The following is a 20,198-nucleotide window of genomic DNA, read 5'->3' as shown; positions in this document are numbered from 1 at the left end:
GTGACCGCGTACCAGGATCGGTGGCTGCTGAATGCACGCGCTGTGGCTGAGTCTTTCCAGAACCTCAAAAAAGCTCTTGACTAGGGTCGATGCATGACTTCCTGGGATACGCACGACAACGTCCATGTACTTGACTCCGGTCTCGCACTGGTGACAGGCCCAGCCTCGAACTGGGTCGTCGTCGGTACCGGTGACTCCTGGTTGCTGGTGGATGGTGGGTATCCCGGGGACATGGACCGGGTCATGGCCTCAGCACGGGCCGCGGGCGTTCGGGGGCTTCCCGAGGCGGTGCTGCTCACCCACGCCCACGTGGACCATGTGGGCGCTGCCCGCCGGCTGGCCGCTGACGGGGTTCCGGTGTGGTGCGCGGCCGCGGAGCTGGGCAATGCGACCGGGGAAACACCCAGCCAGATCGCCCCGGAGACGGCCTATGCCAAGGCTGCCGCATCGCCGCTGTGGGGGGCCTGGGTTCATCACGCAGTGGCGGCCGGGGGCCTCGAATCGCAGCGGTTGCGGCCGGCTCAGCTGCGCTCCTTCGCCGCGCGCGCTGGGAACGTCCTGGATCTTCCGGGGCACCCCGTGGTGATCCCTTCAACCGGGCACACCCCGGGGCACACCAGCTTCCAGGTAGGCCCGGTGCTGGTAGGCGGTGATGCCGTGGTCACCGCCCACCCCACCTCCCCCGTGGAAGGGCGAGCCCAGTTGCTCGATGCCGCGTTCCAGGACGACTACGAGGCCACGACGCAGGCGGCGCAGCGGCTGTGCGAGGTGCAGGCGGAGGTGCTGGCTCCTGGGCATGGGCCGGCGCTGGAGATGTCCGCGGTGCGCGAGGAGCTGCGCTCAGCGCACGTACCCGTTGATCTCTAGCGAGACCATGCGCGCGTCCGGGTCAAGGTCGGCGTAGCGGCCTTGAAGTCCCTGGGTTTTCAGCCACTTCTCCACGTCGCCGTCGTTCTCCCCGAGGCCCCCGAGCACCGTGTGGGGCTGGTAGCCGCCCTTGGACCCGAAGTCCACCTTTGATCCGTCCTCGTAGGTGGCGGTGATGTAGACCCGCCTCTCGGGTAGCTCCTTGCGCCCCCATTTCTTCCGGGCGATCGAGGTCAGGCTCTTGCTGGCTTCCTGCCAGGCGCGCTCCTTGCCCTTGGAACCTTTGGTGCGGGGGAAGTCGATGCGCACCGTGCGCACCCCGCGCCCGTAGACGGTGTCCTTACGGTACGAGCCCCGCGGGGGCACCTCCACGCGCCGGCGGACCTTCCGGCGTGTGCCGGTCTGCTGCGGCACATCCGGGGGCATCACGGCCTCCTGGCCCTTCTTCCCGCGGATGCGCGCAACCCCGTGCGAGGTCTGCCGCCGCTGGGGCCTGGTAGTGGCCCGCCCGGTGGTGGCGATCTCTTCCAGGGTCGTGACGAGGTTCGCCCCAGGTTTCTTCCCGCGACGCACCTGGGAGATCAACGACTGGTCACGTTGCAACTCCTCGGCGATCTCGGTCTGGCTCATACCGCGCTCCACCAGCAGCTCGATCAGCTCTTTCGCGTTCCTAGCCATGGGACACCTCCAGCGCCTCCGGCGCGGCCGCCACGTCCACCCCGTGAGCCTCAGCGCGACGCGCCAGGCGCAGCCGCGCCTCCACGGTGGTGGGCAAGGCCATCTCGGGTGAACCAGCGGGCAGGTAGCCCTTCAACCGCAGCCGGCCCACGGCGCCGTCGTCCAGCCCTCCCTTCTCCACCGGCAGGCACCAGGCGGGCAACGCCGTCGTGTAGAGCGCGTCACCGTTGATCCCGATCAGGGTGGACGGGTCCACATGCAGCGCACCGCGCTTCCGCCCCCGGGCCATCGGGCCGTGCAGCACTCGGGCACGGGCCCGGGACCACACCTGCGAGGAGAGCTCCGGGTGGTAGAAAGGCCGCTGACGATCACGCAACGGCGCCGGCTCCTCGTAGACGAATTTGTCGCCCACCTGGCGCATGCTGTGCGCGTACTGCTCCGGCACATCCCAGGCGGAGTCCACGGTGATGGTGGAGACGTTGCCGCGGGAGTTGAATGCGCCGATGGCCTGGAGCATGATCTGCCGGATGGCACCAGAGGCCGCATCCACCACCGCGGGCGCGTAGCCCTGGTTCTCCCCCAGGCTCGACACCGCATCCCGGGCGTTGACCAGGCGCTTGCAGAAGGTGTCCAGCGGACGGGCCTCCACAGCACGAGCCTCCCCGCGCAGCGCCGGGCGCTTGTCCTGGAACACGATGGCCTCGTGGAAGCGCTCGATGCGCCACCCGAACTCCTCCGCCACCCGCAGCTCCTCGTTGCCAGCCCACGCGTCGAAGACGGCCCCCGGACGGTTGGGGTACACCCACGTCAACGCCCCGTTCTCCAGGGTGTGCTTGATCGGCAGGATGCCCAGAGAACGCCAGTCCTCCGGCACCCGCACCCGTACCAAGTACCGCGCCGGCACGAACTGCCCCACGCGGCGGAAGCGGTGATCTTCGGACAGCCACAGATCCTCCGCGTCCTTCCCCCGCATCCGCTGCGCCGGGCCCACACCCAGGTTGTACCCGCACGCCGCGTACATGAACCGGCCGTCGATGTAGGAGAACTCCGGCATCGCCTCCCCACGCACCTGGTGCATCAGCGGCACGCACAGCTCATGCTCCACATACCCAGGACCGGCCACCAGATGCTCCATGTGGTGCTGGCCCGAGGTCGCGTGGATCTCCTCGGCGATGTCGTCCTCCAAGATCGCCGGCTCCAAGTTCCGCGGCAACGACTGCGCCCACAGCTGGAGCCCGGTTGTCGCCGGGGACTTCATCAACCCCTGCAACGACTCCTCAGCCCGCACCACCGCGTTCTGCGTCAGCTCCCACGCCTCCCGCGCCTGCTCATGACTCAACCGCACATCCCCGAACCACGCAGACGCCAGAGACACCTCAAACGGCTTCTCCCGCGGGTTCTCCCGGTTCTGCGTCTTGTGGAAGTACCGGCCCACCGGGGACGAGCTAGACCCCAGCCAGTGCCGCCCCTGCACCCAATCCGGGCTATCAATCTGCTGGAACCAGTGGTCCCCGTTGCGCTCGCGGCCGGGGATGCTACCGACGAGGACGATGCGCTTGATCCCGGTGACCTGGGCAGTGTTGAGGATGTCTTCGAGGATCGGGCGCTTGCGACGTCCGCGGATCACGGGGGAGATTTTCCGGCCGTTGGTGTCCACGGCGTAGCCGGTGGCGGGGTTCATCCACAGCGTCGGCAGCGGTTCGACTTTCCAGGGAATCGGGCGCATGGGGTTACTCCTTCTCGGCGGAGGTGTACTGGCGGCGCAGGTACTCGCGCCAGACCCTCACGGTGAGGTCCTTGTACTTCTCCCCCGTTCGGGCCTTCTCGATGGCGATTTCACGCTTGAGACTCTTGGGAATCTCCACGTTCAGGGCGACCATTTCGGTGTCCCGGTCGATTTCGTCCTCCACCCGCGCCCACCGCTTCTCTGCTTCACGCCGTTCAGCCACGTTGTCTTCTCCTTGCCGCCTTCACTGGATCACTGTGTTCTCTGCCCGCGGGGGTGCTAGGAGGTCTCACCGAAGCCCCGCTTCTTCAGGTACTCCGTGAGGGCTTCTTCGACCATGGCCTGCACCCCCACCCCCGTGCTCTCCTCGTAGTCGTACATGCGCTCGCGCAGCGCCACAGGCACACGGGTGGAGAGCGGCTCACGGGGCACTCTCCGCTTGCGGCGCCCCGTGGAGCTGGCCGGAGGCTTCGGGGGCTCTGCCGGAGCGGTGGTCTTCTCGATGTAGGACTGCGGACGCTGCTTCTGGATCTTGGGGGCAGGCTGAGCGGTCGAACGGCGCGGGGCGGCGGGCATGGGCTACTTCTCCTTCACGATGTGGGCGGTGAGCTGGTCGAACATCTCGGAGACGGCCTTCGCGCCCCGGTTGCCGGTCTTGGTCAGCGGCGTGCGGGTGGAGGCCATGTCCTTGACGGCTGAGCGGGCGGGGATCACGGGGGCGAGCAGATCATCGCCCCACGCCTCACGCATCTGGTCGAGCTGGTAGCGGTGCTCCCCCAGACGGGAATCGACCATGTTGGTCACGACACCCGCGAGCATCAGGTGGGGGTTGAGCACGGGGTGCCGTGCTTCTTCGATGGTCGTCAGGTACTCGTTGACCCCGTTGATGGCCAGGGCCTCGGGGACGGTGACGGCCACCGCCGAGTCGGCGGCTACCAGGCCGTTCAGGGTGAGCCGCCCCAGCGAGGGCGGCATGTCCAGCAGCACGTAGTCGTAGCTGTCCAGATCCTCAGATCCCATCATGGCCACCTTCAACCGATGCTCGGCCGCGGTGAGGCTCTCGTCGGCGAACACCGCGAGGGTGGAGTCAGCGGGCACAACGTCGATGGCCTCCCCCCACTCGGTAGGGGCAATCGCATCGCCGATGCTTCCAGGGGTGTTGGCTTTGAGGAGGTCGTACATCGTGATCTGCTCGTCGGTGATCTCCGCGCCGAGCACGATGGACGCGCTGCCCTGCGGGTCCAGGTCGCAGACCAGAACACGCTTTCCACTGCGGGCGAGGCTTTCCGCGCAGGCCAACACGATGGACGTCTTGCCCACCCCGCCTTTGAGATTGCCGAACGCGATGGTGCAGGGAGCCATGTCGTGACCCTTCCTCTAGTCCTCTAGTTTCCTAGGTTTCTTGAATCCTAGGAAACTATGAACTCACTAAGTTGTCAACCCACCAAGATTCTTAGGGGCCTGGGACTGCTGTACGGATAGGTGACACCGAACCTGGCAGGCCGACGCGGGTCGGCCTGGAAGGATGATCACCGTGCCCAATCCCTACGCTCAAGAGTTCCGTGACGACGTCGTGCGTGTGGCCCGGTCCCGTGAAGCGGCCGTCACCCTCGCTTAGATCGTCAAGGACTTCGGCGTCCACGAGATGACGCTGCGCAAATGGATCCGCCCAGCAGACATCGACGACGGCAACCGTCCCGGGGAGACCCGTGAAGACTCCACGGAGCTGCGCATCGGGATCACCACCTGGATCGAGCGCACCTATCATCGACGCCGCCGACAGGCCCGCCTGGGCCGATTGACCCCCATCGAATACGAGACCATCATGAACCCGGCCGTGAGCCTCGCGGCCTGACACCCCAACTGTCACCTGATCGTGCGGCAGTCCCTACCGCTCTGGCTGTGAGCTAGTCGCTTACGCGCAGACTTGAGAAGGGCCTCAGATGACTCGTCACCTGGGGCCCTTCTCCCCGTCTACGCTCATGCCGCGTTGTCGCACCTGGCCGGGCACACGACCTACGCGTCCGGGACGCACCCCCACCACGCCCTGAGCCGACTGGAGCTCAAACGACTGCTTATGCACAGCTGGACTCGGACCGCTATTTCGATTGCATCTGGCGGAGGCGTGGGGTTGGCTCCAGCCATGAACGATGTAGTCAGTCTTCGCCCCCTGGCCGTTTCGGATGCCCCAGAGATGGCCAACGTCCTCAGCAGCCCGCGACTGTACGTCTTCACTGGCGGTGAACCGCCAGACGAAGCGGAGCTTCGACGCCGCTATGCCGTCCAGACCCGTGGGTGCTCCACCGATGGTTCACAGAGATGGCTCAACCTCATCGTTGCGCTCGAACCTGGCGGGCAGGCGATTGGGTACGTGCAAGCCACCATCCCGCAATCTTCAGGGCCGACAGAGATCGCGTGGGTCATCGGTGAACTGTGGCAGGGACGCGGGTACGCGCGTACCGCTGCGGAACTCCTGGCGGACGAACTTCGACGCATGGGCGTCGTAGACGTCGTCGCGCACATTCACCCCGAGCATGTTGCCTCGCAACGCGTCGCTACACACCTCGCGATGTCGCCGACCGGTGTCGTTGTCGACGGAGAGACGCGCTGGGAAGGTTCTCTTTCATGCGCCGACAAGCAGTAGCTCAAACGAACGTTTTCGCGGGGGGCAGGAACCAGCGCACCTGTCCTAGGTAGAAGGTGTCGTAGCGTGAGGGCGGCGCCACGAGGGCGTCGCCGGCGGAGAGAGAGGACGCTCGTGGTCGACCTGTCCGTACTACCGGGCTTCCTCGGTGTCATTCTGGTGTTCCTCATCCCACCCGGCCCAGACATGGCGTACATGCTCGCGGTCGGACTCGAGGGAGGGCGGAGAGCCGCGCTCAAAGCGATCCTTGGAATCGCTACCGGAATGAGCGTCTACGCCGCCGCAGTCGTTGTTGGCCTGGGTGAAGTCGCCAAAAGTCACCCTGATTTGCTGACCGGCCTGAAGCTGCTTGGGGCTGCCTATCTGCTCTGGCTGTCGGTGACTACCGTGCGCCATGCTCGCGAGATCTCCGCGATCGGCGACGTCGCCGCCGGGCGGTGGTACCTGCGGGGTCTGTCGGTCAGCCTGACGAACCCCAAGATCATCCTGTTCTTCCTCGCCGTCCTCCCGCGCTTCGCCGGCCACGCCACCAACACGACAGCGCAGATGGCCCTGCTCGGCACAGTCAACGTGTGCACCGAGTTCGTGCTCTACGGCACCATCGGTGCTCTCGCGGGCACTTTTCATGAGCGATTCACTAGCAGTCCGCGAGCTAGCGCCGCGTTGAACTACCTTGCGGCCACGGTCTACGCCGTTCTTGCCTGCGTCATCATCATCGAAGCCGTCCGACAGGTGTAGCTCAAACGACCGTATTTACACGGACGCGTCCACATGACCCGCCACCCGTTGACTTTTCACTCCCACCCCAGGCCAGTCAGGTTGTCTGGCGCGCCCCATGGGAACGCGGCAGGGTTCTGAGCCATGCGGGCTCGAACGCGGACGGGGTCGTGGGTGGGAACCGGGTTGGGCAGGTCGGCCGTGGTGACCGGTACCACGTCCACGACGTCCACCGGGGCGGTACTGATCCACTGACACTCGGTGATGACGCCACCGATCTCGGGAGCCAGGTAGGGCGGCTGACGTGTGAAAGCGCCAGCGTCAAGGACGTAGACCGTACCGGCTTGCACAGGGGCAGTGCTGTCCGGGCGTCGTGGACGCCCCCGGTGCGGTGCTGGACGAGGTCACCGCCCGGCGGCTGGCCGGGGAGTTGAAAGAGGTGCGCCGGCGGCTGGTGAAGATCGCCCCGGACGATCACCAGTCGTGGGCGCACGCGGCCCGGGAGACTTCCGGGGTGTTCGCGGCATGGTCACACGCCATCGAGGACGGCCAAGGACCGCTGGGGCGCACGGCCCGGGTGCTGGCCCGCTCCGCGCACCGGTCCGGGGTGAAGATCACTGCCCCGCTTCAGGCGCCGTTGCGCACCAGTGGCACCACGGCCTTCTTGTTGGCGGCCACCCGGGCGCCGTCCCCGATGGCCCAAGCCTTGATCATGAATCAGATGTTGCGGATGACCCAGGCGTTCTACGAGATGCACCAGGCCAACAAGGACCTGCGCGAGACCCAGCTGATCAACGACGCCTTCGAACACCACCTGGCCGCCGTCGCCGCACCCCTGCCCGAGGTGGAGACCTCCGCGCCGGCGCGCTCGGCCTCCCACGCCGGCCCCGCCCGGGACCGCGGGACGCTGCGCGAGACCCAGGGCCCCACGACCGTGGCGCGCCCCTACATGGACCACACCCGAGACGAGCACGGAATGGAGCTATAGAGATGAGCACCCAACCCGACGGTGTGAACGACCTGCTCTCCCGGGACCTCCAAGCGGCGATGGCCGTGGCCGGGCGCTGGGGCGAGATGATGGCCCGGCAACGCGCCGAGCGACTCCGCCAACGTGTCATGGAACAGCAGCACCGGCGGCGCGAGCTCGAGGACCGCTTCGAGGCCGAACGTGCTGTGATGCGCACCGAGCTGGCGCCGGTGGACCAGGACCTGTTCTGGAAGACCGCGAAAGTTGCGGACATCGCCGGCCACTACGGACTGGCCCGGCAATGAGAGCACCACGACAAGGTCGCCCAGATCGCCCGAGCGCGGATCGAGTCGGAGGTGAAGGACCGCCACGGACTGTCCGTGGAGGACTACCTGACCGACCACGCACGGGAACAGCAGCGCACCGAGACGCCGGAACACGAACTGGCCGCCCGCGAGACTGTCGACGCGCAGCGTGACCACGCCGAAGCCGCCCGCAATGCCGCTGTGGCCGCACAAGGCGACCTGTACAACGACACGGACGCCCGCAACGCGGCCGCCGATGCCGAAAAGCTCTGGGACTCCGGAGACCGCCGAGCACGGCTGGCAGATAAGCTCATGGCCGCCCTCGGCGACACCGAAGAAGGCCGAGACGGCATCCAAGCCCGCCTGGCCGCCGACCGGGACCAGGGTACGAACCCGCTCGAGGCAGTGCGGTCCACCGAACGAGGTCCTAAGGCACGCAAAAACACCGGACAAGATGCCGGTCGATTGAGGGACCTGGGATTGGGCTAAAAATCTTGGACGCCATGTGATTCGCCCCGGGGATGATGGAGGGACTGAAGCCACGGAAAGGACTTCACCCTCATGGCCGCACCCCGCAAGTATCCCGACGAGCTCCGAGAACGAGCGACCCGGATGGTCCTGGACCTCCTCGAGGACGATCCCGGCTCCCAGCGGGGAGTGTTCCGTCGAGTCGGTGACCAGCTCGGCGTGAACCCCGAGACCCTGCGCGGCTGGGTCCGTCAGACCCAGATCGATGCCGGCACCCGCCCGGGGACCACCACCGACGATGCGCAGAAGATCATCGAGCTCGAGAGGGAAGTCCGCGAGTTGCGGCGCGCGAACGCAATCTTGAAATCCGCGTCGGCTTTCTTCGCGGCGGAGCTCGACCGCCCCTCAAGATGACCTGCTCGTTCATCGACGAGCACAAGGACGAGTTCGGAGTCGAGCCGATCTGTACGACCCTGCGCGAAGCAGGAATCCAGATCGCTCCGAGCACCTACTACGCCCGCCAGCAGCGCGAGCCCTCCGCCCGGGCACGCCGGGACGAGATCCTCCGAGAGGAGATCGCGCAGGTCCACCACGACAACCTCCGCGTGTTCGGCGCTCGGAAGATGCACATCGTGCTCAACCGCGAGGAAGACCGCCTCGGGCGCGGGCACGTCGCGCGCTGCACGATCGAGCGGCTCATGCGCGACCTCGGTCTCCACGGGATCCGCCGGAAGAAGTCGCCGAACACGACGAGATCCGCGCCGAGGGAGGACTGCCCGTCAGATCTGGTGGACCGGCATTTCAGCGCGTTCGCGCCGAACCAGCTGTGGGTCGCGGACATCACCTACGTCCACACGTTCTCCGGATGGGTCTACGTCGCGTTCGTCACCGACGTGTTCAACCGGGAGATCGTGGGCTGGCGAGCGTCTCGCTCGCTGCACACCGATCTCGCTCTCGATGCCCTGAACATGGCAATCTACCTGCGCAGACGCGAGGGAGCCGACCTCAGCGGGCTCGTGCATCACTCCGATAGAGGAGTCCAGTATCGAGCGATCCGCTACGGGCAGGCGCTGGCCGAGCAGGACGCGGTCGCCTCGATCGGCTCGCGCGGCGATTCCTATGACAATGCACTGGCCGAGGCTCTGAACTCGCTGTTCAAAGCGGAGGTCATCCGGAACCTCGGCCCCCGGAAGGGCATCGACGACGTCGAGATCGCGACCGCGGAATGGGTCCACTGGTTCAACACCTTCCGGCCCCATCTCTCGCTCGGCGGCCTCACCCCGCAGGCCTTCCGCGAGGCCCACCAGCCCTCCGTCACCACTGCTACCGAACCGACCCCCGAGACCCTCAACGCCAGATAACCAACCCTCCACCAAAACCGGGGATTGACAATGATCGGCCCGGTCCAGCGTCAAAGGACCAACCCATAGCATGGAGGTCTTTTTGAACTGCCCGAGACCGTTTGGGCTCAGCTCACGCTTGTTTGGGGCGGTTTCGTGGGCGCGTGGGCGCGGCCGCGCGTGTAAGCGCGGCGATTGGCCCATGAAGTATCTGACATATCTATATCCTCCGGGGACCGTGAGTACAGCAAGTCTTGCGCTGGCGCGTAGGCGGCGAAGAGGCTTTGGTCAAAGTCGCCGATCTCAGGGGCAGGATTGCTGGGCCCGATAAGGTGCCTGGTCGTCACGAAGCGGGCGGCCAGGTCCTCGACAGTGAAGCGTCCTTGACTGAGGCGAGTCAAAATTCTTTCTCGCAGAGCACCAGGATTCCCGAACAGCCAAATGAACATGAACCCGGTAAAGGGCGAGGAGCCAACTTCGGCTTCATCATGCTGACCTAGATGCTCCAACAGTCGTCCGCCGATTTCCTCACCGAGGGATGCGGCGGTGGCTTCTAAAGTCTCCAGAGACGGCGGTGACGCGGAGGCACGCTTGCTGCTCAGAGCGAGGCGGAGGACCTGCGCCCGCTCTGACCAGTCAGGACAGGCGGCTAGAGCTTCCTCAAGGTCTTCAGGGCTAGTAGGTGGAAGGCGTTCCAGAAGGTCAGCCAGCAAGTATCGAACCAGCTCCCGCGGACTGCTGAACATCCGCGTGTTGTGATCCATAGTGCCGAGTTGGCTAGCGACTACCCGGATCAAGTTCACAGTGACTGCGGGTGCGCCGTGAGCCGGGACCTCTGGCGCATAGAGGGTTCGGAGCTTTTTGAGGACTAGGTCGATGCGTCCGGGGTAAGGGTTCTCTGTGAGCAAGGCGACCAAGAGTTGCCCATCCGACCCTGGCGCGGCTGCCTGCTCGAGGGCGGAGTGGATTTCGGTGTCGGCGATATCAGCCTGGGGGATGGTGTGGGCGAAATATCGGTTGAAGTAATCTGGTGCACACACTCTAGGTGCTGACCTGTTGCCCCTGGAATGGGGGTGCAACACGGGGAAAAGTGATTCCAGGACCTTACGGGCGTCTTGACGCTTATCTCCATCAGGGACAAGACCCAGCAACTCATCCCATTGCGGTTGGATGTCCCCTCGCCGTCCCGAAATCCTGTCCAGTTCTTGCTGGACTCCTGTGAGGACGGTCTTCCACCGGGGCAAGGCACTGTACAAATCAGGAAACTGCAGGTGCAGGAATGTCAAAAGAATGAGATCTACATCATTGATTTCCTTCTCATTCTGCAGAGGCAAATAGTGACGTAGCTGAGCCAGGAGCCGATCGATTGACCGGGGAGTATTAAGTTGAGATTCGAAGGCCTGTAGCACATCACTAATTCGATCATCATTTTCGTCCCACGAACGCCGCAAATCCTCAAACAGGGCGTTGAGTCCATCTTCCAGGCGCCAGCGCATTTGATGAGTCAGCAATGGGGGAACGGTCAACGGATACTGAACGATTTTTTCCATGAACAACCGGGCCCGGTCCGCGTCAGCTACGCCGACGCCGGCGTCTTGGAGGTTTTCTAACAGCGTTTGCTCGTCGTAGGCCAGCAGGTAGTGCACTCCGGGAAAGCGTCCAAGGAGGCGAACGACTTTGAGGAGTGCCACGAGCTCATTGGCCTGGAGCCGGTCGATGTCATCAGCGACCACAAGCACAGGAGTATTGAGCTCCCTTAGCAATGTGGAGGCCTCTGTGAACGCCTCGTCCCAAGGCTTCTGCCGATTGGCCGCATCGGCGAGATGTTCGGCGTTTCCTTGGAGGGCTGATCCGACGACGGGCACAAGGCTCAGCCATGGAGCAGCGACCGTAGCGCAGACCCCCAGCACCCTACGAACACTGTCTCCTTTGTCTTCTGGCAGTGCGGCCGTGAGAGCTGCGAAGAACTCCGCCATTAGGGAGACTGCGTCACTCGTAGCCCATGGGGTAAAGCGGGCCACCCGCCACTCCGGGGATGTCTCTCTAAGTTCTTCGGTGATGAGCTCGACCATCGACGTCTTCCCGCTGCCCCACGGTCCGGTCAACCCGAACACCACACTGGCCTCCCAGGAGTGGGAGTTGGCCATCAGTAGAGCGGCTTGCTTTGCCAGATGTCCTCGCTGAAGAGTGTCCTTATCTTTGGAATGGATGGGTTCATCGACCCAGTTCTGCTTGGAGGTGGTCATGATCAAGAGCCTAACGAGCCCTCAACGCAACCAAGCAGGTTCACTTTGGTAGGGCTATGAATCGGCCCGGGTTTGATGCCGCTGCTGTTTGAGTCCGAGAGGATGGACAGCATGCCGAAGAAGATCGATGCCCAGCTGCGCGCGAGGTGCGTGTGGCTGGTGTGCGAGCACGCCCAGGAGTACCCCACCTTGACCGCGGCGACGACTGCGGTGGCCCGTCAGGAGGGCGTCTCGCGCGAGGTGCGTGCGGCGCTGGCTGGCGCAGGCCGAGGTCGACGACGGGACCCGCCCCGGCCTCACCAGTGAAGAGTCAGCCGAGATCAAGCGCCTGAAGTCCGAGGTCAAGCGGCTGAGGCAGGACAATGAGATCCTGCGTCGGGCCTCGATTTTCTTCGCGGGGAAGCTCGACCCCCGCAACCGCTGATCCTCGCCTTCATCGACGAGATGCGCGCCGAAGGCTATGCAGTCGAGCCGATCCTTGCCGTCCTGCGCCAGCAGGGCCTTGTGATCGCTGCACGGACCTACCGAGCCTGGAAGAGGCCGGCCCGGATCGCGGCCCGCACCGTCACAGATGCTCTGGTCGAGGACAAGATCAGGGACCTCGCCTGGACCGTCAACCCCGTCACCGGGCTGGTCCAGATGACACCAGAAGGCCTCTACGGACGGCGTAAGTAGGTTGCTCTGCTCCGCCGCCAGGCCGGTCTCGCGGGCGCCTCCCGCGGGGCGGTGGACCGCGCGATGCGCACCCTCGGTCTCGAGGGCATCCCCCGGGTCAAGAAGCTGCGCACCACCATCCCGAATCCGGACGGGAAACGCGCCGGTGACCTGCTCAATCGCGACTTCACCGCGCCCGCCCCGAACAGAGTCTGGGTCACAGATTTCACTTACGTCCGCACCTGGGCGGGGTTCGTCTACGTCGCGTCCGTCCTGGACGTTCTCGCCCAGCGGATCGTGGGCTGGCACGCGTCCTGGAGCATGCGCACCAACCTCGTCATGACGCCGCTACGGATCGCGCTGTGGCAGCGCGACCGCGACGGAAACCCAGTCTCACCAGGGGATTTAATCCATCACAGCGATGCGGGATCGCAGTACACCTCGATCCGGTACACCGAGCACCTCGACCTCGAGGGCATCGCCCCCTCGATCGGGACCGTCGGCGACGCCTTGGACAACGCCCTCATGGAGACGGTCAACGGCCTGTTCAAGACCGAGTGCATCCGCACCACGGTCTTCCACCCCGGACCCTTCCGGATGCTCGCGGACGTCGAGTTCGCCACCGCCGGCTGGGTCGACTGGTACAACAATCGACGCCTCCACGGCTCTCTGGGGCTGATCACCCCGGTAGAGTTCGAGTCGCTCCACTACGAGGCCCTCACCCGAGAGCCCGCACCCACAAAGTAGCGGCAGAGAACCTCGGCCGATTCATGGCGTCGTCACCCACCTCATGACGCAGCATTGAGGAACCCTTGCTGCAACGCGGCAGGCCAAGGAGTCAGGGAACTCAGGGCAGTCCCACAAGCCGCTGGCTATGTGGTGTACGTTCTCAAGCGACCCCAATTAGAGGCCTTTGTGCGACATACACAGTTACCGACCCTTCAATGGACATGATAGTTCCGAGTAAAATGTGCAGTTAACGAATCACGCGAACTCTTGCGGATTGGGTCAGAAACATGGGGTCACTGCATTGGCTTACTCAACGCCGTGCTTATATCGACACAGTTAGTTAATGACCGATCTTTGAACCTCCAGCTCGCAGGATACGGTCGATATGGGATTGAGTCATCTGATTGCATTGCTCCCCTTCCGATAGTGCAACCTGTAACCACCCAGGGCCTTTTCGCACCCCGATCTCAGGCGCAAGACGCTCCAGCTCTCCCTCCTCAACTAGAACAACACCTGCCTCATCCAACAAGGTGAGGAGCTTCCTTGCTGCCCTACGAGCAGAGCCTTTGAATGCCGACATACCATGGTCCTTCACGGACGCCCACGGTGAGCCCTGAGTGCGGAGTTGAGCGAGCACAAGTTCTTTATCCCCAGCCGAAAACTGATTGTTTCTTTTACCCTCAAGAGCGGATACGATAGCATCCAGCACATGGCCGACTTTGGCAGGTTCTCGTGGTGCATTCAGGTCCACTGTTGCCAATTTCCAGAGCTTTGCCATCTCATCGGTCCAAACTCCGCCTACAGATTTGACCAAATCCTGAAGCTTTCTTTGGTCAGAAAGCATGTCGAGATCGGGGGCAGCCACAACCGGAACATCAACGGCACTAAGTGCGGAAGATACTTTAGCCATGCCATCTTTTCCACCGGTTGGAACAAATAAAATTTCATTCCTGGGCAGAGGATCTTCCTCTCGCCCCTCACAGTCAATTGCAGCTGAAAGGTAGGCACAGTCGCCTTCCGCCTCCGCCACGACCACAAGGCGGTGGAATAATCCATCTAACACATTGGTGTATTTGAGCACGGGGTCAGTCCAAAGCGCCTTTAGCTGTGTCGAGTCAAGCCGGCTTGCCTTATTCGGCCCGTCTCCCCTGGTGAGACGGGCAACAGAAATGTTTACACCTGAGTTAAGAAGCCCCGTCAAGAAGCTTCGATCGTGTGTCGCAACCAGTATCTGAAGACCCGTTTTCACTGCCAGGCGCCCCAGTTCCGCGCCGAGTGCGTGAGCCTGCGGCGGGTGCAAAAATGCCTCGGGTTCATCAATAATGACGACCTTGTACGCAGCAGTCACGATCGGAAGCAACTGACCCATCAAACTTCGCATGCCGTCACCCTGATCGTCGAGCGGGCGCAAATTAGCCATTTGCTCACGATACTCGGCTGGAATGTTGTCAATTCGGGGCGGCTCCATGTCCATCTCGCCAACGCGAAGGCGAACGGTGCGCCCGAGTGCGTCAAGAGTCAACGGCTGCCCGAATATATCACGGGAAACATCACTCACTTCGTCGAGGAGACGTTTCGAGTCCTGTAAATAGTGAATCGGGTGCTGTGGTGGATCCCCTGCTGATTCACGCATCTCGGCGGCGCCACCAATTCCAAATCTTCCTTGGGCATTGCCATAAAAGACGAGTGAATTCGCAAGCGCGCCCAGTTCATCGGGTGGGTTCTGCCAGCTTTGGAGCAGTACGCCTGGGTGTTGCACACCCATTTGGGATCTTTGGAATCCGGCGTCCGTACCCTGAACTACAAAACTTGCGTTTTGACCAAGCCACGAAATCACATCTGCTTGACTTCCAGGGCCATATAACTCGAGCGACTCCACAGCGATGCGCGGTTGTTCGACATAACCGGGACTGTGGGAAAGTTTTTCCCAAACTTCACGGAGCACTGTCGACTTACCAGCGTTATTCGCGCCAACAATGGCAGTTACACCAGCGCGCTCCAGCGGAATCGATTGACCACCAATTAGATTAATACGATCGATTGCAAAGTCGAAAGAGTTTGCATCGCCACCCATAAAATGTTGATAGTTCGGGAAAGCAGCCGCAAATCGTTCAGCCCAGTCCTGTGTCAAAACGTCTCCTTATTATCGGTTTCGCTCAAAGTGAGCTTCCTGCAATCAATTTTTACGCAACAACCACAAATTTATCATTGCAGGAATTCGGCCATGGTAGGTGTCACACACGTGCGAACACTGCACTAGCGCCTACCGTCCCGTCGCCGCATAAGGGGCCTGCCAAGGGATTTTCTGGCACGTGCGTGGTCAGCATCGTGAAGTTTCCCTCGCTCAGCGCAACCAGCACTTCCATGCGAGCGGCAGCGCAGTAAGAGCCTCTGATGTTGATTGAGGTGTTTGATCTGTCGCCTCGATCTGAGCACAAGCCGGCCTCAACCGGGCCGTTGCACGCCCGTTCGCTCGGTAAGCAATCGCGAGGCGTTGTCATGCCCGTTTACCCCGCGCGATGAAAAGCCCACTGAGGTACGGCATGTGCATCACGACGTTCACAAGCAACGACGGGATCAAATGCTCGTCGCTTGCGGCAGCTCCCGGATCCGCCGGTAGAGGGTGGCCCGCGACATGCCGAGATCCCGAGCCACCTGGGTGGCCGGCTCCCCACCGTCGATCAGGCGCACGGCATTGCGGATCTGGGAGTCGGTGAAGGTCTGACGGCGCCCGCCGAGGTCTTTGCCCGCAGCCCGGCGTTTGGCCACCGAGTCGGTGATCCGCTCCCGCTTGATCTCCAGCTCCATCTGCGCCAGAGCGGCCATGACGGTAAAGACCATCGAGCCCATCGGGGTGGCGGTGTCCACGTCTCCCCCACCCAGGTTCAGCACGCGCAATCCGGTACCTCTGACCCTTAGTGCTTCGGCGAAGGCCAGCATGTTCTGCGTCGATCGCCCCAACCGGTCCAACGTGGTGATCACCAGCGTGTCGCCCTCCTCGAGCGCGGCCACGGCCTTGTCAAATTTCGGACGCGATGCACGCCCTCCAGACACTCCACTGTCCACATAGACGTCATCGCGCCGCACGCCGGCATTCAACAGGTCAGACACTTGACGATTCGCATTCTGTTGCCGTGTCGACACCCTGGCGTACCCGATCATCTTCCCCATGTCCACCTCATCTGTCTCGCAACTGACGTTGAGTATCCGATTCTAGGGGTGTGGATAAAGCACAAGGATGCGAGACATGCCGAACCGCAGGAACTCGCGGGTGTGACTGTCGACGGTGAATGGCGGTGTTCTGACAGAGGTATTTGGCGGCCGTGGTGCGGCTGTGGGCTCAGAGGTAGCTGCAGATTTGGGCGGGATCGCACTGGGTGGGGTCGCCTTGGGAGGCGGCCTGGTAGTGCTCGGCCGCGGAGGCCCGCAGGGCGGTGAGCTCAGCGATGTGCTGGTCGAGGTCGGTGAGTTGCTGGGCGAGCTGTGCGGCTACGTGGGCGCAGGGGGCCTGCCCGGCGTCGCGGATCTGCAGGATGTTCCGGATCTCGGCCAGGCTGAGTCCGGCGGCCTTGCTTCGGCGGATGAACTGCAGGCGGGCGAGGGCCTCGGGTGGGTAGTCGCGGTACCCGTTGGGGCCGCGGTGCACCGGGGGCAGCAGCCCGTGCTGTTCGTAGAACCGTAGGGCTTTGGTGGTCATGCCGGCGGCTGCGGCCGCTTCACCGATCCGCACGGTGCGCACCTCGATCCTGGACTGGTCTGTGGCCTTCCACGGTAGAGGAAGGCTCCGGGGGCAGGGCACTGCCTGCCCCTGGAGGGGCCGGTGGTCATCCGGGTTCGGTGCGGGCGCGGTCGGTCTCGACGGCCTGCCAGGTCTTGCGCGCGGCGATGAGCACCGGGTCCCACACCGGGGAGAACGGCGGGGCGTAGGAGAGGTCGATGTTGAGCAGCTCTTCCACCGGGGTCTCGTGCCACAGCGCCACGGAGAGCACGTCGATGCGCTTGGCCGCGCCTTCTTCCCCGACGATCTGGGCGCCGAGCAGCCGTCCGGTGCCGCGTTCGGCGATGAGTTTGGTGCGGATGGGTTTGGCCCCGGGGTAGTAGCCGGCCCGGGTGGTGGAGTCGACCACGGCGGTGACGGGGTCGAAGCCGGCCGCCTGCGCTTCGACCTCGCCGAGGCCGGTGCGTCCGACTTCGATGTCGCAGATCTTGGTCACGGCGGTGCCGAGCACCCCGGGGAAGGTGGCGTAGCCGCCGCCGAGGTTGATCCCGGCGGTGCGGCCCTCCTTGTTCGCGTGGGTACCCAGCGGCAGGGCCACGTGGCGGCGGGAGACGCGGTGGAACTTCTCCACGCAGTCCCCGCCGGCCCACACCCCCTCGATGCCGGTGCGCAGCCGGCGGTCCACGGCGATCGCCCCCGTCTCGCCCAGGGGGATCCCGGCGTCGGCGGCCAGGGTGGTGTTCGGGGTCACCCCCAGGCCGAGGATCACCAGCTCGGTGGGGATGGTGGCCTGATCGGTGACCACGGCGGTGACCTTCCCGGTGTGGGTCTCGAAGCCGGTGACGGTCTCCTCCATCCGCACCTCCATCCCGTACCCTTCCATCGCGGTGGCGATGAGCGCGCCCATGTCCGGGTCCAGGCCCGGCAGTGGGGCCGGGGGGCGTCCGATCACGGTGATGTCCACGCCCCAGGCGGACAGGGCCTCGGCCAGTTCCAGGCCGATGTAGCCGGCCCCGACGACCACCGCCCGGCCCGGCCGGTCCCGCTCCAGCACCGCCCGCAGGGCCAGGCCGTCGTCGAGGGTCTGCACCCCGTGGATACCGGCCGCATCGATCCCGGGCAGTGGCGGGCGGGCCGGGGTGGCCCCGGTGGCGACCATGAGCTGATCGAAACCCTCCCAGGCCTCCCGGCCGGCGGTCAGGTCGCGCACGAGCACGGCGCGGCGGTGCAGGTCGATCTCCAGGACCTCGTGACCGGTGCGGGCGTCGATGGCGTGGTGGTCGCGGAACTGTTGCGGGGTACGGGCGATCAGCTCCGTGGTGTCGGCGACGTCCTTGCCGATGAAGTACGGGATCCCGCAGGCCGAATACGAGGTGTAGTGGCCCCGCTCGAAGGCCACGATCTCCAACTGGTCCTGGGGCAGCTGGCGGCGGGCGGCGGAGGCCGCGCTCATCCCCGCGGCGTCCCCACCGATGACGATCAACCTCTGGGCCATGACTTCCCCTTCCGTTACAGTGCCTGCTGAGTCGTCAGCTCCCGGCTGTGCTCGATGCTCGAGGCCGACCGATCCTCACGCGGCGCAGCAGGAGAGTTTGGAGACGTCGGTGCGGAAGGACTGGGCGGCGATCTTGAGGCCTTCGGCCATCGTCAGGTACGGGCACCACAGGGTGGAGACCTGATCCGCCGTCATGCCCGCGGACAAGATGTAGACCCCGGCCGCGGCAAGCTCCCCGGCGTCCTTGGCCACCGCGGTGATACCCACGATCCGCCCAGTCTCGGCCTCGGCGACGATCTTCACGAACCCGCGGGTGTCACGGTTGACCAGCGCCCTGGGCACGTACTCCAGGGGCAGCACCCGGCATTCACACCGGAGGCCGGCTTCCCGGGCCTGCTGGTCGGTCATGCCCACCGCCGCGATGGCCGGGGAGGTGAAAGTGACCCGCGGCAGGTGGGTGTAGTCGATCTGCTGGCCGGTGTGGTGGAAGGCGTTCTCCACCGCGGTGACCCCGTGGGCCGAGGCCACGTAGACGTACTGGGGGTGCCCGGTCACATCCCCGGCCGCCCACACCTTCGGATTCGAGGTCGCCATCCGGGCGTCGACGAGGATCTCCCCGCGCGCCCCGGTGTCCACCCCGACCGAGCCGAGGCCCAGGTTCTCGGTGACCGGACGGCGCCCGACCGCGACCATGAGCCGGCCCGCCCGCAGGGTGTCCTGCCCGCCCGGGCCCGTGACGGTGGCCACCACCTCCCCGGTGTCCCGGTCGGGCGTCACGGAGGAGACGGTGGCCCGGGGGATCACCCGGATGCCCTCCTCGGCGAACACGCCCCTCAGGGTCCGGGAGACCTCGGGTTCCTCATGGGAGGCCAGCCGGGACCGCACGACCATGGTGACCATCGAGCCCAGGCGGGCGAAGAGTTGAGCCTGCTCCAGGCCCACGTACCCGCCACCGATGATCAGCAGCGATTCCGGCACCTCGTCCAACTCCATGGCCGTGGTCGACGTCAGATACTCCACCTGATCCAGACCCTCGATCTCCGGGACGATCGGGGTGGAGCCGGTGGCCACCAGATAGTGGGCCGCCCGCACCCGGCGGCAGGAACCGTCGGCTCCGGTGACCTCCAGCGCCGGATCCTCGGCGGTGCCGGTGAACACCGCTTCGCCGGTGGCCAGTTCCCAGCCGTAGTCGGCGATCAGATCCAGGTACTTGTCCGAGCGCATTCCCTCCACCAGCGCGTCCTTGCCGACGATTAGCCCGGGCATGTCCACCCCGGCGGCCGACGTGCTCAGACCGGGGAACCGTCCTGTGGCGTCCAGCGCCACGTGGCGGGCCTCGGCGGCGGCCAGCAGCGCCTTCGACGGCACGCACCCGGTGTTCACGCAGGTGCCCCCGACCGTGGCACGCTCGATCATCACCACTGATTTGCCGAGATTGGTGGCCCGGATCGCGGCGGCGAACGCACCACCGCCGGAACCGATGATCGCCAGGTCCACTTCGTGCGTTCCCGTCTCAGGCATGACCGGCCTCCGTAAGTCCGTGATGAAGGCCCCGACGGGCCGTCTGTGTGCGGTGCTGTGCTGTGCCCAGCCTGCACCTTCCCCTGAAGAGGAAGGTCAAGACGTCACCGCGGCAATGTCATG

At 64.6% G+C, this 20,198-nt stretch carries 18 protein-coding genes, 2 pseudogenes and 1 other annotated feature; of the genes and pseudogenes, 9 read left to right on the top strand and 11 right to left on the bottom strand.

Going from position 1 to position 20,198, the window contains the following annotated elements; all coding sequences use genetic code 11:
• The first annotated feature begins 93 nt into the window (after positions 1-93).
• Positions 94-867 (top strand): MBL fold metallo-hydrolase, encoded by a 774-nt coding sequence (locus Q9R22_RS11665; RefSeq protein ID WP_311254244.1) that lies wholly within the window; start codon positions 94-96, stop codon positions 865-867.
• On the opposite strand, the gene Q9R22_RS11660 is transcribed toward Q9R22_RS11665, so the two are convergent.
• Genes Q9R22_RS11660 through Q9R22_RS11640 form a run of 5 tightly spaced genes read right to left on the bottom strand, consistent with a single transcriptional unit; the run spans position 841 to position 4,633 of the window.
• Positions 841-1,545 carry a hypothetical protein gene (locus Q9R22_RS11660; protein WP_311254243.1) on the bottom strand — a complete coding sequence of 235 codons (705 nt, stop codon included), beginning with the start codon at positions 1,543-1,545 and terminating at the stop codon, positions 841-843. The genes Q9R22_RS11665 and Q9R22_RS11660 overlap by 27 nt on opposite strands.
• Positions 1,538-3,271, bottom strand: coding sequence for a hypothetical protein (locus Q9R22_RS11655; protein WP_311254242.1), 1,734 nt, complete (start codon positions 3,269-3,271; stop codon positions 1,538-1,540). The genes Q9R22_RS11660 and Q9R22_RS11655 overlap by 8 nt, the downstream gene beginning before the upstream one ends.
• Positions 3,272-3,275: 4 nt before the next feature.
• The gene (locus Q9R22_RS11650; protein WP_311254241.1) at positions 3,276-3,494 is read right to left on the bottom strand and encodes a hypothetical protein; all 219 of its coding nucleotides are present in this window, start codon (positions 3,492-3,494) and stop codon (positions 3,276-3,278) included.
• A gap of 56 nt (positions 3,495-3,550) precedes the next feature.
• The gene (locus tag Q9R22_RS11645; RefSeq protein WP_311254240.1) at positions 3,551-3,847 is read right to left on the bottom strand and encodes a hypothetical protein; all 297 of its coding nucleotides are present in this window, start codon (positions 3,845-3,847) and stop codon (positions 3,551-3,553) included.
• 3 nt (positions 3,848-3,850) lie between these two features.
• On the bottom strand, positions 3,851-4,633 hold the full coding sequence (locus Q9R22_RS11640) for an AAA family ATPase (RefSeq protein WP_311254239.1): 783 nt from the start codon (positions 4,631-4,633) through the stop codon (positions 3,851-3,853).
• 343 nt (positions 4,634-4,976) lie between these two features.
• Between Q9R22_RS11640 and Q9R22_RS11635 the strand changes: the two are divergent.
• The 7 genes and pseudogenes from Q9R22_RS11635 to Q9R22_RS11605 form a co-directional block, all read left to right on the top strand.
• Positions 4,977-5,126, top strand: a pseudogene (locus tag Q9R22_RS11635) (IS3 family transposase); the annotation flags it as partial.
• 288 nt (positions 5,127-5,414) lie between these two features.
• Entirely contained in the window at positions 5,415-5,915 is a 501-nt protein-coding gene (locus Q9R22_RS11630; RefSeq protein ID WP_311254238.1) for a GNAT family N-acetyltransferase, read from the top strand.
• Positions 5,916-6,029: 114 nt separating this feature from the next.
• Positions 6,030-6,653 (top strand): LysE family translocator, encoded by a 624-nt coding sequence (locus Q9R22_RS11625; RefSeq protein WP_311254237.1) that lies wholly within the window; start codon positions 6,030-6,032, stop codon positions 6,651-6,653.
• Positions 6,654-7,005: 352 nt separating this feature from the next.
• Positions 7,006-7,620 carry a hypothetical protein gene (locus Q9R22_RS11620; RefSeq protein WP_311254236.1) on the top strand — a complete coding sequence of 205 codons (615 nt, stop codon included), beginning with the start codon at positions 7,006-7,008 and terminating at the stop codon, positions 7,618-7,620.
• Positions 7,621-7,622: 2 nt separating this feature from the next.
• The gene (locus Q9R22_RS11615; RefSeq protein ID WP_311254235.1) at positions 7,623-7,904 is read left to right on the top strand and encodes a hypothetical protein; all 282 of its coding nucleotides are present in this window, start codon (positions 7,623-7,625) and stop codon (positions 7,902-7,904) included.
• Between the two features lie 75 nt (positions 7,905-7,979).
• Positions 7,980-8,393, top strand: coding sequence for a hypothetical protein (locus Q9R22_RS11610; protein WP_311254234.1), 414 nt, complete (start codon positions 7,980-7,982; stop codon positions 8,391-8,393).
• A gap of 72 nt (positions 8,394-8,465) precedes the next feature.
• Positions 8,466-9,733 (top strand): IS3 family transposase gene (locus Q9R22_RS11605; RefSeq protein WP_396415673.1). Its coding sequence is split into 2 segments (ribosomal slippage): positions 8,466-8,748 and positions 8,748-9,733, totalling 1,269 coding nucleotides; the frame shifts between segments, so codons are not numbered across the junction.
• Positions 8,747-8,875, top strand: a sequence feature (AL1L pseudoknot). (Overlaps the previous gene by 129 nt.)
• 107 nt (positions 9,734-9,840) lie before the next feature.
• Here the strand turns inward: Q9R22_RS11605 and Q9R22_RS11600 are convergent.
• Positions 9,841-11,958, bottom strand: a complete 2,118-nt coding sequence (locus tag Q9R22_RS11600; protein WP_311254233.1) for a KAP family NTPase — start codon at positions 11,956-11,958, stop codon at positions 9,841-9,843.
• Positions 11,959-12,069: 111 nt separating this feature from the next.
• Here Q9R22_RS11600 and Q9R22_RS11595 point away from each other — a divergent pair.
• Positions 12,070-13,359 (top strand): annotated as a pseudogene (locus Q9R22_RS11595) (IS3 family transposase).
• Positions 13,360-13,681: 322 nt separating this feature from the next.
• On the opposite strand, the gene Q9R22_RS11590 reads toward Q9R22_RS11595, so the two are convergent.
• From Q9R22_RS11590 to merA, 5 genes are all read right to left on the bottom strand, one after another.
• Complete coding sequence (locus tag Q9R22_RS11590) at positions 13,682-15,472, bottom strand: AAA family ATPase (RefSeq protein ID WP_311254232.1); 1,791 nt, start codon at positions 15,470-15,472, stop codon at positions 13,682-13,684.
• 446 nt (positions 15,473-15,918) lie between these two features.
• The gene (locus Q9R22_RS11585) at positions 15,919-16,512 is read right to left on the bottom strand and encodes a recombinase family protein (RefSeq protein ID WP_311254231.1); all 594 of its coding nucleotides are present in this window, start codon (positions 16,510-16,512) and stop codon (positions 15,919-15,921) included.
• Positions 16,513-16,681: 169 nt separating this feature from the next.
• Positions 16,682-17,080: a heavy metal-responsive transcriptional regulator gene (locus Q9R22_RS11580; RefSeq protein WP_019311206.1), complete on the bottom strand. Its 399-nt coding sequence runs from the start codon at positions 17,078-17,080 to the stop codon at positions 16,682-16,684.
• Between the two features lie 85 nt (positions 17,081-17,165).
• Positions 17,166-18,554 (bottom strand): FAD-dependent oxidoreductase, encoded by a 1,389-nt coding sequence (locus Q9R22_RS11575; protein WP_044658719.1) that lies wholly within the window; start codon positions 18,552-18,554, stop codon positions 17,166-17,168.
• A 75-nt stretch (positions 18,555-18,629) separates the two neighbouring features.
• Positions 18,630-20,075: a mercury(II) reductase gene (merA, locus tag Q9R22_RS11570; protein ID WP_311254230.1), complete on the bottom strand. Its 1,446-nt coding sequence runs from the start codon at positions 20,073-20,075 to the stop codon at positions 18,630-18,632.
• Positions 20,076-20,198 lie beyond the last annotated feature (123 nt).

Source organism: Kocuria sp. PD6 (assembly GCF_031844145.1).
Taxonomy (GTDB): domain Bacteria; phylum Actinomycetota; class Actinomycetes; order Actinomycetales; family Micrococcaceae; genus Kocuria; species Kocuria marina.
This window is presented reverse-complemented; position numbering and strand designations above follow the sequence as displayed.

Excerpts from the sequence above, each read along its gene's own strand:
- Q9R22_RS11645 (WP_311254240.1), bottom strand. The coding sequence starts at position 3,847 with ATGCCCGCCGCCCCGCGCCGTTCGACCGCTCAGCCTGCCCCCAAGATC.
- Q9R22_RS11655 (WP_311254242.1), bottom strand. The coding sequence starts at position 3,271 with ATGCGCCCGATTCCCTGGAAAGTCGAACCGCTGCCGACGCTGTGGATG.
- merA (WP_311254230.1), bottom strand. The coding sequence starts at position 20,075 with ATGCCTGAGACGGGAACGCACGAAGTGGACCTGGCGATCATCGGTTCC.
- Q9R22_RS11585 (WP_311254231.1), bottom strand. The coding sequence starts at position 16,512 with ATGGGGAAGATGATCGGGTACGCCAGGGTGTCGACACGGCAACAGAAT.
- Q9R22_RS11615 (WP_311254235.1), top strand. The coding sequence starts at position 7,623 with ATGAGCACCCAACCCGACGGTGTGAACGACCTGCTCTCCCGGGACCTC.
- Q9R22_RS11665 (WP_311254244.1), top strand. The coding sequence starts at position 94 with ATGACTTCCTGGGATACGCACGACAACGTCCATGTACTTGACTCCGGT.
- Q9R22_RS11575 (WP_044658719.1), bottom strand. The coding sequence starts at position 18,554 with ATGGCCCAGAGGTTGATCGTCATCGGTGGGGACGCCGCGGGGATGAGC.
- Q9R22_RS11640 (WP_311254239.1), bottom strand. The coding sequence starts at position 4,633 with ATGGCTCCCTGCACCATCGCGTTCGGCAATCTCAAAGGCGGGGTGGGC.
- Q9R22_RS11630 (WP_311254238.1), top strand. The coding sequence starts at position 5,415 with ATGAACGATGTAGTCAGTCTTCGCCCCCTGGCCGTTTCGGATGCCCCA.
- Q9R22_RS11660 (WP_311254243.1), bottom strand. The coding sequence starts at position 1,545 with ATGGCTAGGAACGCGAAAGAGCTGATCGAGCTGCTGGTGGAGCGCGGT.
- Q9R22_RS11600 (WP_311254233.1), bottom strand. The coding sequence starts at position 11,958 with ATGACCACCTCCAAGCAGAACTGGGTCGATGAACCCATCCATTCCAAA.